The sequence below is a fragment of the Paenibacillus sp. FW126-R14 genome (assembly GCF_058789495.1).
Map to the genome: position 1 here is coordinate 59,086 of NZ_JBYTBS010000003.1, position 11,811 is coordinate 70,896.

Annotated in this window: 11 protein-coding genes; 3 read left to right on the forward strand and 8 right to left on the reverse strand. The window is 47.0% G+C overall.

The window, feature by feature from the left end; translation table 11 throughout:
• Positions 1–27 precede the first annotated feature (27 nt).
• The 8 genes from AC3WRW_RS02780 to AC3WRW_RS02815 form a co-directional block, all read right to left on the reverse strand.
• A complete protein-coding gene (locus AC3WRW_RS02780; protein ID WP_492544776.1) occupies positions 28–675 on the reverse strand; it encodes an MBL fold metallo-hydrolase in 648 nt (215 codons plus the stop codon).
• Between the two features lie 120 nt (positions 676–795).
• A complete protein-coding gene (locus AC3WRW_RS02785; RefSeq protein WP_492544778.1) occupies positions 796–1,704 on the reverse strand; it encodes a phosphotransferase family protein in 909 nt (302 codons plus the stop codon).
• Positions 1,658–2,158 (reverse strand): LURP-one-related/scramblase family protein, encoded by a 501-nt coding sequence (locus AC3WRW_RS02790; RefSeq protein ID WP_492544780.1) that lies wholly within the window; start codon positions 2,156–2,158, stop codon positions 1,658–1,660. Before AC3WRW_RS02790 ends, AC3WRW_RS02785 begins: the two co-directional genes overlap by 47 nt.
• Positions 2,159–2,160: 2 nt before the next feature.
• On the reverse strand, positions 2,161–3,141 hold the full coding sequence (locus tag AC3WRW_RS02795; RefSeq protein ID WP_492544782.1) for an NAD(P)-dependent alcohol dehydrogenase: 981 nt from the start codon (positions 3,139–3,141) through the stop codon (positions 2,161–2,163).
• A gap of 12 nt (positions 3,142–3,153) precedes the next feature.
• Positions 3,154–3,828 carry a DUF4386 domain-containing protein gene (locus AC3WRW_RS02800; protein WP_492544784.1) on the reverse strand — a complete coding sequence of 225 codons (675 nt, stop codon included), beginning with the start codon at positions 3,826–3,828 and terminating at the stop codon, positions 3,154–3,156.
• Between the two features lie 51 nt (positions 3,829–3,879).
• Positions 3,880–4,785 carry an NUDIX hydrolase gene (locus AC3WRW_RS02805; RefSeq protein WP_492544785.1) on the reverse strand — a complete coding sequence of 302 codons (906 nt, stop codon included), beginning with the start codon at positions 4,783–4,785 and terminating at the stop codon, positions 3,880–3,882.
• A gap of 104 nt (positions 4,786–4,889) precedes the next feature.
• On the reverse strand, positions 4,890–6,965 hold the full coding sequence (locus AC3WRW_RS02810) for a S9 family peptidase (protein WP_492544787.1): 2,076 nt from the start codon (positions 6,963–6,965) through the stop codon (positions 4,890–4,892).
• 11 nt (positions 6,966–6,976) lie between these two features.
• On the reverse strand, positions 6,977–7,333 hold the full coding sequence (locus AC3WRW_RS02815; protein WP_492544789.1) for a cupin domain-containing protein: 357 nt from the start codon (positions 7,331–7,333) through the stop codon (positions 6,977–6,979).
• A 334-nt stretch (positions 7,334–7,667) separates the two neighbouring features.
• Here AC3WRW_RS02815 and AC3WRW_RS02820 point away from each other — a divergent pair, with 334 nt between their 5' ends.
• From AC3WRW_RS02820 to AC3WRW_RS02830, 3 genes are all read left to right on the forward strand, one after another.
• Entirely contained in the window at positions 7,668–10,004 is a 2,337-nt protein-coding gene (locus AC3WRW_RS02820) for a tetratricopeptide repeat protein (protein ID WP_492544791.1), read from the forward strand.
• Positions 10,004–11,278 carry an MFS transporter gene (locus AC3WRW_RS02825; RefSeq protein WP_492544793.1) on the forward strand — a complete coding sequence of 425 codons (1,275 nt, stop codon included), beginning with the start codon at positions 10,004–10,006 and terminating at the stop codon, positions 11,276–11,278. Before AC3WRW_RS02820 ends, AC3WRW_RS02825 begins: the two co-directional genes overlap by 1 nt.
• Before the next feature lie 243 nt (positions 11,279–11,521).
• Positions 11,522–11,743 (forward strand): PspC domain-containing protein, encoded by a 222-nt coding sequence (locus AC3WRW_RS02830; protein ID WP_492544794.1) that lies wholly within the window; start codon positions 11,522–11,524, stop codon positions 11,741–11,743.
• Positions 11,744–11,811 lie beyond the last annotated feature (68 nt).

The following is an 11,811-nucleotide window of genomic DNA, read 5'->3' on the forward strand; positions in this document are numbered from 1 at the left end:
GTTTAGAACCTTTGACACTGCTATCTTTTACCTTTTCATTAACGCATCCAGCTGCTTCGCCGGTTGAAAAACCGTATCGCCGTGACATACTTCCAGTCGTTTAGGATTAAGCTGCTTGACGATTGCGCTGCTGCGCAGAGCTTCATCAGGGTCTGGTGTAAACCGCGCCATGAGGAGCTTTCCTTTTTTAGAGTTGAATAAATCACCCGTAAGCAATACATCGTCTTTTTCATGATAATAGACGACATGACCCGGTGAATGACCTGGCGTGAAGTACGGCGTAAGCCCGCCGATCGGTGAAAGCCGCCCGTGCCCGTCCTCCGGCAACGGTTGCAAGACACCTGTAGCGACTTGAGCGACAGCTTTGCTTCTGCCCGGATAAGGGGTTCTCCCTTCTACAAAAGGGATTTCTATTCGATGAGCAAATACAGGTACAGAATGAACTTGCTGGATTCGCTTCAGAGTGCCGACATGATCACCATGTCCGTGCGTTAGCACAATTTGTTTCAGCGGTCCAAGTTTACCGATGAGTCGCAAGATGCTCTTAGCCATCCATGGAACACCCGCATCGACGAGCGTAACGCCATCGTGATCCACGACTGCCCAAACATGAACAGGGATAATCATCCATGTTCTCACGCTCCAAATATGCTCAGAAATTTGTTTGATTGACATCTCATCGATCTCCTTTGAGTTACGCCTGAAGAACGCTTGAATACCGCAGCCAATACGAGACTGTCCCAAGAACGGGTACCGTTCTTAATGCGTTCTTCCCGAAATATACGTATTTTCCATTCATTTTGATTGCAAGCGCTCTCTGATGAAAATAAGCAGCGCCTCTTTTTCTTCATTGGGAATTCCTTCTGTTAATCTTGCTGCGGCAACAGGCAAGTACCACTGATCGATTTCTTCAAGAAGAAGGTTCGTACATGAAAGATAGTGGTCTAGATACGTTTCCCCCATATTGTCCCTCATTTGATGAAGAACTTCCTTGAAATGCTCCGGAATACCCTCAGGCATCGTGCCATAACGAAATAAGAGCAGCGTACGCGCGACATCCCCGGCGGGTTGGCCAATCATGCCATTCATCCAATCGATGATCCAATGCTGTTCGCCGACCATTGCATTATCCGGGTGAAAATCTCCATGACAAAGTGTGCGACCGTTCGGCAGCTTCTCCAACTGCTCAATAATCGCCATTTTTTCAGAATCCGAAAGGAGTATGGCTTGTTGAATGTTATGTGCCAATACTTCTTTTTGTTGGCGAATCTGGTTGCTATGATCGCCAATATTTATTTCATGTGTATGTATGAGGACGTGCAGCTCAGCCAGCATTTTGGCGTAACGCTTTAACTCATGGGGATTCTGAACTGTCTTATGGATTAGCGAACTACCTTTTATATATTGAAAAAGGATACCGATTCGATCTTCAACTTCAATGAGCTCATAAACTTTAGGCACTGGAATGCCAAGTGAAGCTATAAACGTATTTACTTTATATTCGTACAATATTGCTTCCTTCGAAAATCCGGAATAATAAAGCTTTAGCACCTTTTCATCCGTTTGCTCGAAAATTTCTGCCGTCCTGCCCTCGCCAATCCGCTTCATTCGCTGTACCCCTTTCAAAGATTCATCTGCCTGTCCGTTCACAATCCTTCTAGGTTGGGTGATTTGCGGCAGAGCGCTGCCTTTTCTGAATCGCATGCATGCCCATAATGACGGCCGCGAGCTCGTAAGAGTCCAAATCTTGACTCTGATTGCTCAGTAGAAAAGCCCCTGAAGCAAACCAGCCGTTCACTTGTTCGAATTGAGCAACAAGCGCCCCGGAATCGTCGGTTATCTCATACTCCTTCGAAAATGCGGGGGAAATGATCTCAAAGCTGCCCCTTCTATCCGTTTCATACGTAAATTTCTTAGTGAAAAAAGCAAATCTGCTTCTTAAGACACCTAACTCCTCCCCATTGGCGCCGGTAACCTCCCATCTGTTCGAGAAAAAGGGAAAACCACCTTTGCACAGCAGTTCGCTTTTGGGCCCATATACATCGATTGCGGATCCAAAAGCACTCTTTAAATCGAGATGACCGATTTCTTCTTCCTGTTCGTTCAGTATTTCTGTCACGCCGGCATTAAAAAAATTATCCCGAAAATAAAGTTTCACAGTCAATCGCCTCCCTGTTCGACAACAATAACAACTTTTCCCTGCGGATAGCCATCTCCCAGATACTGCAGGGCGTCTGCCACTTCACTTAATGCATAACGCCGATCGATTACAGGTACGACTTTGTCAGCCTCGAAAAGCTCATTCATGATACTTAAATCTTCTTGGTTTGGTTTGTGAATGAGAATCTCCATGTTCACCTTGCTAATTCGTGAAATCAAAGGTCCCAGCAGCAGCAGCTGAAAGATTCTGGCCATAGAACCTCCGACCATAACATAAGTGCCTTGAGGACTTAATGCCCGCTTGCAATCGAATATCGACCGGGTTCCGATAACATCAAGAATGAGATCGTAGCGCTGCCCGCTTTGGGTGAAATCCGTTTGCGTGTAATCAATAACATGATCCGCACCAATTGATTTCAGCATAGTCAATTTATGCGTGCGATCCACGCCAGTAACTTCTCCCCCGAAGGATTTGGCCATTTGCACGGCGAACGTGCCTACGCCCCCGCCCGCACCGTTGATTAAAACTCGTTGTCCTTTTTGGATCTCGCCTTGAACACGAAGCCCTTGCAATGCGAGGACGGCCGCTTGCGGGGTAGCCGCCGCCTCGTCGAATGTCATTCCGGCAGGCTTCTCCGTTAACGCATCTTCGCGGGCACAGACATATTCCGCAAACCCGCCCCAACCGCATCCGGAAATGTCCCCGAACACCTCATCGCCAGGACGAAACTGTTTGACATGTTTGCCCACAGCTTCGACTCGTCCCGCCACGTCAGCTCCGAGTATGTTGTATTTGGGTTTGAGAAATCCGCCAAGACGAACCAAGAACGGCATACCTCTCAGAAGGTCCCAGTCCCATGAATTTACGGAGGCTGCATGGACTCTAACGAGTACTTCATTATCCTTGGGAGTCGGTTTTTCAACCTCTTTTAGCTTAAGAACGTCTTTAGTTCCGTATTTGCTATAAACCACTGCCTTCATAAAGACTGCTCCTTACTGTTTTGGTTCCATTGTAGAGGTGTTAAATCCTTTAATTATGAGCCAGATCGGAAATAGGAGTTCAAACAAAGCTCCCGGAATAAATAAAATCATGCCTGAACTGTAGCCGAAAAGCTCTAATATAGCGCTGGTTAACAATGATGCATAACCAATAAGCCCCAAGACGGAGAGCAAGCGTGGAATGAGTCTGGATTGCAACAGGAAATAGCAAAACAACAAACTATACAGACCAAGAACGATCATCGCCAACTGAAAGGCATAATAATTTCCTTGGATAACAAGCATACTTACCGCTTGATAATAGGAATCGGCCGGCGCTCCTGTATCTATATATGCCTGACTGAATTGGATTAGTAATAGCGGGGAGATTGCGCCTATAATAAGGATCACAGCCTCAATTACTCTGAAGGCAACGTATCCAAGAGCAATCTTTTCATTGTATTTCTTTAGGATAGGAAACAGGAATACGGCAATACCGACAACGGCGACGGAATTCACCAGTTCAAGAAGCACTCCTGTGATCATTTGCGTTCGATTCGGATAAACATGAATTAGATAGTTTGGCTCATTTAGAATGGAGTCAATGAATCCCTTGCCTGCCATGTACGTTACCGTTGCAACTAGAAACAATACTCCTGCCATTCTTGCAGAGTTAAGGTTTGCATTCATTTTTAAACCTCCAGCTAGTAATTTCAAGTTATCGCGCACATCATTTTCAAGCTATACATATCGCCAATTCGGGTTAAATCTGAACAGCTTTGCCGGCCTGTGCCCTGCATCTTTCGTAAACTGATTCGTTTCCTCAACCATGTTCGCTATTTTCCTTCGAAATGCAGCAGAAAGCAGCTCCTTCCCCAGCGTAACCTCATAAACTTGTTGAAGCTCCGACAATGTAAAATGCTCCGGCATCAAGTTGAAAGCTATATCCGTGTACTCAACTTTATTCCTGAGTCTCTCAATGGCATATTGGATCATTTCCGCATGATCGAATGCAATGCCATCTGAAACGAGAACCTCGCGTACAGCTTTTACGGCTTTTCCTGCATACTTTTCAATGACTTTAATAACGCCCTCCAGGATGTCCTTATCGTTTGAGAGCGTAATTTTTACCGTCTTTTCAAAAATAAAATCCTTCTCCAGCATCGTTTTCTTCTCTTCTACCACACTGTATCTCACGTTAAACCACCGCGCCTCGTCAGCATCATCCCCCGCTTTCACTTCTAGCGATTGGGAATCAACAAGTGCCATATACGAACAACTGACTACTCGCGTCCGCGGATCCCTTTGGACATCTCCCCATGTGTAAAGCTGTTCCATATAGACTTCATCAATATTCGTTTCGCTCTTCAGCTCTCGCAATGCGGCTTCATCCAAGCTCTCGTCATTCGTTACAAATCCTCCAGGCAATGCCCATTGCCCGATGTATGGATGGACTCCTCTTTTGACCAGAAGCAGTTTCAATGACTTTTCCGGTAATTTTCTATAGTTCTCTTTCTCTTCGCTAGTGACAGTGAAAATTAACATATCTACGGTAACAGAGGGTCTTTCGTACATACTGACATCATACCTCTGTAAAAACTCAGCTTCCGTTAGTCCATCCTTATCTTTAAGCAGCTCCTTATCCATGTAGATCCCCTAGTTTAGTTAAAATGTTATTGTTATAAACAAAATGTTATTATCATGGTGTTATAATCATTAAACCCTCAAATCCACTCATTGTCAATGGTTTTTTACCTTTGATCATCAACAAGAATGGCCTCGTCCACATCTCCAGACGTATACCGATTCCACGCCTGTTCATCTCCTCGCAAATGTTTGTCAAACCAGGCCAAGAGCATTCGCCTAACCTGCAATTTCACTCTTGGGCGGCTTCTGATGCCATGATCCTCCCCATGGAAAAGAAGCAGCGAAACTTCTTTGCCCATCGAAGTGAGTGCTGTGAACATTTGCTCAGACTCCGCCGCAGGTACGATGGCATCAAATTCGCCATGCATGAGCAGCAGCGGAGAATTCACTTTATCCGCAAGAAAGAGAGGCGATGAACGGACGAAACGTTCCGGATCGCTCCACGGTCTTGTTTTATCACGAAGAGAGCTAAGCCCATACTGATACCCGTACACGCCAGCTCCCCAATACGATGCCAAATTGCTGATGCCTGCCATGGAACTTGCGGCTTGAAACAGTTTGGAATCCGTCAGGCACCTCATGGCCAGAAAACCACCAAAACTTCCGCCATATACGCCAACACGGGTCGGATCAAGAGCTTTATACCGCTGCAATACGCACGATACCGTTTCTAAAATCTCAGGAATCGCGAGCATCCCCCAGTCATCAACATGGCGATCTGACAGCTCGCGTCCATACCCGGCGGTACCGGTAGAATTGATGACCAATACGGCATATCCGTTACTTGCAAGAAGTTGGTGAGTATCTTCGTAAGCCATGCTGAGTTGGACGGCTCCTCCGTACAAGTAAACAATGAGCGGGACGGTCCCTGGCAATGCCTCTGCCATCCCTTCTGGCTCATAAAGCCATGCTCCGGGAGCAGGTACTTGGCCTAGCGTTCGAGCCGGAGCCCATAAGATCTCTAAGGATCCTGTGCCCGTTAGAAGATCAGGGTAGAGCCTCAAAACCGGCCGCTGGACATGAAAGACAGCAGGAACGAAAGGCATGCCGTTATCCGAATGCACACAAATAACCTTTCCATCCGAAGCCATACTGTGGCAGCGGGAAGCCCCGTGCCCCAAAACTTCGATCTGCAGTTTGGACGATTCATCTCTATGTACTTGCGCTAATACCGTCTGATGCCCTCTTGCTGCAAGGAACGAAAGGGATGCCTCATTCCTCCAAAACACTTCTTGTTTCGCTGCCGCCATGCCCACCGGAGTTCCGGCACTTAATGCCTCTTGTGAACCGTATTCGCAAAGCGTCTCTTCTTCCAGATCAAGTACATACAACCGGGTGTCATAGGCGTTGAGCAGAAAACATTCCGGATTCATCGTTTCATGATGAAATGAGCGAATACAAACAGGCGAAGCCTCCGTTTGCGTCGATCTAGATGCTATATAGGCCAGATAACGCCCAGAGGGAGAGGAAACCGGAGTGCTCATAAAGATGTGAGGCAGCGGTATAGGTTCCCCTTCCACCTTTGTTTCCAAGTGAATACGCCTTAACCGAACTTGCGGATATGTACCGATAACATTGACTTGATCGACGAAGTACAGGGTATCGCCATGAGGGGAGAGAAAGCTATGATTGAATTCATAACCGGGACCGGCAAGCCGAACGACATCGAGCGGCTCATTCCCGGAAAAACATGCCGGCACATGCACAACAACCCTCCTCTTACGCCACCATTCCCATCGCTCAGGAATCTTCGTGATATGCCAGTAATCGCTATACGGAGGTGAGTCTGCCGCAGGAGGTGCATCGCAGACAAGATAAAAGCCTTTGCCAGCCTTATCCCACAGTAGCGATGAAGCATTAGAGAACAGCTGAGGGATAACTCTTGTTGTTCCATCTGCAACCGAGTAGATAACAATGCGATCCCCTTCTTCCCCGCTCTGAATGATGGCTAGTTCCTGTCCGCTCGGAGAAAACTGGAGTTCTCTTGCCCCTGCTCCGGGGCAGACCTTCCATAGCAGATTTATCGCCTCTTTTTCACCGAAAGAGCACAAATGGAGCGTATATACAAATTCATCCGCTTCCAAGTTCCACATCGCCGAGAGGAAAGCCGTATATCTTCCGTCGGCCGTGACAGCCGTCTCTTTGTATTCCGCAATATCCTCCAGATCCCTAAACGTCATCCTCCGCCTTCTCATTCGCCCGCTTCCTCAACAAACACCGTATTCGCATCCGTATGCTCGAAGCATACATTCACTGTTCGCACCTCGGAACGCGTTCGATGCAGAACGCCGGCAGGGATGGTCACATACTCATTGGGAGCCAATACAATGGATTCCTTATCTTGCAGCTCAATAATCAGCTCTCCTTCCAGAACGAGGAACAGCTCATCGGAATCGGGATGAGAATGCCACGGGTAAGTCCCTGTAAACACGGCCAGCCTTAAGCAGCTTTCATTGACAGTACCGATGATGAAATTCTGATAGTGAGAGGTTACCTGTTGGTGCAGCGATGTCAGATTTCCTTTGCAAATCGATGGATTAGTATGCATACTACGACCTCCTAATGAATGAAAGTGTAAAGTTAATTAACAAGTAAAAAGAAAAGTATTGCCAAATAGTCCCAAAAAATGTAAACTGACTTTAGTAGGCAAATGGATAAATAAGGAAAATCTTATAATTTCCATTATATCTGTCTACGAATATATTGGGAAGGGAGGTGAATGAAAATGATTAAAAAAACTTCCAAGAAGTCTGCTGCCATCCGCACGACTACTCCTTACATCGCGAACTAATACTTACTAGGAGAAGAGACCTAAAGATTAACTTTAGGTCTCTTCTTTCCATTACCGCCATTCATTTTCATTCCATTTGGAGGGATTTATGATGATCAACCATTTATCGAGAACGCGTGAGACGCTATATGCTAAACTGGATTCTGCATGGGAAATACTAGAGAAGCAAGAAAAGAGCTATCTATGTATCTATGGAGAATCCGGGATCGGCAAAAAAGATACTGTTAAATATTGGATGGAAGCAAAATTCACACAGGATACGCTCATCCACTCTGACGGCAGATCTTCCTCCAATGGCTATTTTGCCGGTTTGGATGTTCTTATACATACCATTTTGCAAGACATGCACGAGACCTCCCCCGAGTTCATTCACAAGCACGAACAGTCCCTGAAGCGGCTCTTCCCTTACCTGCCCGCCAACTATTTTGCCTTAGAAAAGGATCTGACCAATTTAGCGTCCCCTGACGAACGCACACGTTTCTACCATCATGAATATCAGGAGAAGCTGCTCCATGGGATATACGAGTGCTTGCTGGATGCTGTTTCTATCACAGGCCGGCAGTTCAAGATTGTCATTCATCATGCGGGTGAGCTTTCCCAAACGGTTAAGTCGTTTTTACGCATCCTCCACCGCCGTCGTCAACTGTCCAAGTCCGTGCGGATTGTGCTGCTTTGCGATCAACCGCTCGACCCTGATATGGAAGCAGCCTCGGTGATCCTTTCCTTTCCGCGTATGGACCGAGAGGAGTTCAGACACTGGCTGCTCCGCTTGCCTCAAGGGATCGGTATGCCGTCCAAACAAATCGATCTTCTCTATGAAGCGTCCGGCGGGAATCTGGCCAAGCTTGATGCGCTTCTGGACGGAATAGCGACCGGCATGGAAGTGAATCCCTATTTGCCTTTTCATGCTTATCTTGATTTCTGTCTTCAGCTGAAAGGCGAAAAATCGCGCTATGCGATGCTGAAAGATTTCATTGAAGGAAATTGCGCCTGCGATGATCCGATGACCATGCGTAATTATGCGACCTTTCATCCCGAAACACGGGCGCGACTGCATAGGGAGCAGATCGAGAAACTCCGTGAGGAGGGTCCTTGGGACAATTTGCTGCACCCGGTGCATGCCATGTCTTTGCTTACGCAAGCGGAACAATTGGAGGCTCTGGCTCCCATCTCCATCCAATTGCAGGAAATTGGCCTTTATGATACCTGGTTTGACATGTTTTCTCCGTACTATACTTCCAGTCACCTTCGCGTTCTTCCGGACGGCGAGCAGCCTCATAATTCGGTATTCATCCGGATGTCGTTCATTTTGTACTCGCTCGGATTATCGCGTTTATCCATTCCCTATTTGGAAATGTTTTATCATCAATTTCCTGAGAGCCACGCGGTCCCGATGATTCTGTACTCTCAGAGCATGACTTACGGACGCTATCAAATTCCGGTGGATCTGGCGAAAGCCGAATACTATGCCCTCTTGAACTTGGAAAAGATAGATAAACTGTTCCTTAACCATCCGAAATATGATTACATCATGGTCTTTGCCGAGAATGCGCTTGCCTATATCCGGGCCCGCCAAGGCCGTTTTGCAGAAGCCATTGAGCTGTGTACAAAAGGTTTGGGCCGAATGGATGAAATTTACGGAAATGAGAAATATGCGCTGCACCAATCCATCTTGGTTTACAACACAGGGCAAGTATATGAATTGATAGGCGATTTTGATAAAGCTTATGAAACCTATCAACATGCCATTGCGCTCGATCCGAATTACGGAGAGTACTACAATGATATGGCCAATTTGCTTAAGAAAGCAGGAAAGTTCACGGAAGCGTTGGCGTATTACGGCAAAGCCATCGAACTATGTCCGCCTTATTATGAAGCGCATATCAATCGCGCGGATTTGTACGAGAAAATGGGCATAATCGCGGATGCCGAAGCGGACTATCAGCGCGCACTCGTCCTAAAGCCCGATGCCGCTATCGCCTCGTCAGGTCTCGGTGTCCTGTACTACCAAGAGGGACGCTATGACGAATCGCTGGAAATGCTCAACCACACCCTTTACCACCAGCCTAAGGACGCGCAAGCCTATAATAATCGGGCTCTTGTTTTCCAGGAAATCGAACGCCTGCAAGAAGCAGCACAAGATCTGGATCAGGCCATTCTGTTGAATCCTAAATTAAGCGAAGCTTATAACAACAGAGCTATTTTGTATTTCAACGAGGAAAGGTACGAAGAATGTCAGAAGGATCTGGAATGTTCGCTTGAACTCCTGAAGGATCCTGATATTTACTTGAATCTTAGCATGCTTTACCGCAAACAAGGTCAGCTGCAAGAGGCTCTGGAACAGCTCCGCACAGCTAAAGAACAGTTCGGCGCTTGGGAAGCGATGGACCGTTTACGATTAGAAATTGAAGGAGAGCTTGTTTCCTAATGACCTCTGCCAAATCTTCGGCACCATCCTCCAGCTCCCTGGAGGTGCTCAAATCTTTATGGCCACTATATTTAGCATATGGGCTCAGTCAGCTTGGGAACTGGATGTTCCGCGCATGCGCTGTATACGATATCTTCGACAAGCAGGGCGGTGCCGGTTCATTGCTCGGCTGGACGATCCTGTGCGTGTATGTGCCCATCATGATCGGGGGAAAATGGCTGGCTCCTTTGTCGGACCGATTCAAAAGTGTCCCCCTCCTGATCATGTTGGATGTTATTTGCTCGCTATTATTAGTTCCGTTAATGATATGGGGGAATATGGGCGATAGATCTCATGTCATGATAGCCCTTGGCGTGATTACAGGCTTAAGCCTGTTAAACCCCTTGTTTACCGCGGCCCAATCGAGCATGTTTCGCCGATTAAAGCCGGAACAAGTGGTACCGGCCATGTCCCTGCTTTCCAACCTAACATGGGCAACCCACATCCTTGGAACAATGTTCGGATCGCTGCTGCTAGTCTTGCTCTCTTTTCGAATCATCGTTCTGATGGATATTATTAGTTTTGTCCTATCAATGGGCATCTTGGCTGCTTGGCTGCGACCTAAAGTTACGTCAATTGCGGAGGACCCGCATAAAGATTCGGAAAGTTCTCCCCCTTCCTTAGGCGATTTAAAGGTGAAGCGGGTCCTGCTGGTCTCTGTGTTCTTCCTCAATCTTGGTGCCGGAGTCATTAACCTGTTCCCAGCGGCGGCGGTCCGAAGTATTTACCATATGGATCAGGCAGGGCTAAGCCTGTTTTATCTTGTAAATGGATTAAGCGCCTTCGCGGGAACGATGCTTATCGGCCGGCTGCGCAAGAAAATTCCCGATTTCCCGCTTCTTGCCGCCTCCAGCTTCTTGATCGCGGTCTCCTTGTTTGCCATGAGCTGGTTCCCTTCCTTTTCATTCTCTGTGGCTGTCAGCTCTTGTATGCTCATGTCCGGTCAAATCTTTGGCGTGGTCGCCCATTCATTCCTGCTTACTTCCCATCGGCCGGAACAAGCCGGCCGGGCAGCTGGACTATTTATGTCCAGTACTTTCTTTGGCGTAGCGGTTAACGCAGGTTTGTTTTCCCTTTCCTTTCCAACCATTCAAACGGAGCCTTTCTCTTTATTCATACAGGTATGCGGAGGGTTCAGTCTGATTGCATGTATCATCATTTCCGTACACGAATATAAGAAACGTCAGAGTCTGCCGTCTCGAAACGACACCGAAACCCGTAATCTGTCTAACTAAAAGCAGCCCCGATGCCTCCTTGATACAAGAAGGTCTTGCGGGCTGTTCGTCTTTGAATTAGCGGGGTTATTCCCGGCAGCCTTCTCCGCTTGCCTTAGGTTGTGGACCTTCCCCGTCTTTAGTCCGGCTTCACAAACCGCCATAGGTCCGTTTTCGCACATTGATATAGAAGCTACAATAAAGACATAGAACGAAACAATGCCAATTCAACCTTATTGCAAAATAGAGAGGAGCCATATAATCATGAACAAATTATTCCGTTCGAGAGCAGACAGCAAACTAACAGGACTTTGCGGAGGACTGGCAGAATGGCTTGGATTCAATGCCACCCTTATTCGCTTGTTGGTCATCATCGCCGCTTTAAGCAGCTTTGGAACCGTCGTGCTTATCTATATCATTGGCGCCATGCTTGTTCCGAAAACGCCGCTTCATCACTATGATGTCACCCACCCTTATCACAATTAAACTTAGTGCCAAGAAAAAATAAAAAGCCGTCAGTTGGAAATTGGCAACTGACGGTTTTTATTTATCTT

What these genes read in the sequence shown, in the direction of transcription:
- AC3WRW_RS02780 (WP_492544776.1), bottom strand. Translation starts at nt 675, where the DNA reads ATGTCAATCAAACAAATTTCTGAGCATATTTGGAGCGTGAGAACATGG.
- AC3WRW_RS02785 (WP_492544778.1), bottom strand. Translation starts at nt 1,704, where the DNA reads ATGCGATTCAGAAAAGGCAGCGCTCTGCCGCAAATCACCCAACCTAGA.
- AC3WRW_RS02795 (WP_492544782.1), bottom strand. Translation starts at nt 3,141, where the DNA reads ATGAAGGCAGTGGTTTATAGCAAATACGGAACTAAAGACGTTCTTAAG.
- AC3WRW_RS02800 (WP_492544784.1), bottom strand. Translation starts at nt 3,828, where the DNA reads ATGAATGCAAACCTTAACTCTGCAAGAATGGCAGGAGTATTGTTTCTA.
- AC3WRW_RS02805 (WP_492544785.1), bottom strand. Translation starts at nt 4,785, where the DNA reads ATGGATAAGGAGCTGCTTAAAGATAAGGATGGACTAACGGAAGCTGAG.
- AC3WRW_RS02810 (WP_492544787.1), bottom strand. Translation starts at nt 6,965, where the DNA reads ATGACGTTTAGGGATCTGGAGGATATTGCGGAATACAAAGAGACGGCT.
- AC3WRW_RS02815 (WP_492544789.1), bottom strand. Translation starts at nt 7,333, where the DNA reads ATGCATACTAATCCATCGATTTGCAAAGGAAATCTGACATCGCTGCAC.
- AC3WRW_RS02820 (WP_492544791.1), top strand. Translation starts at nt 7,668, where the DNA reads ATGATCAACCATTTATCGAGAACGCGTGAGACGCTATATGCTAAACTG.
- AC3WRW_RS02825 (WP_492544793.1), top strand. Translation starts at nt 10,004, where the DNA reads ATGACCTCTGCCAAATCTTCGGCACCATCCTCCAGCTCCCTGGAGGTG.
- AC3WRW_RS02830 (WP_492544794.1), top strand. Translation starts at nt 11,522, where the DNA reads ATGAACAAATTATTCCGTTCGAGAGCAGACAGCAAACTAACAGGACTT.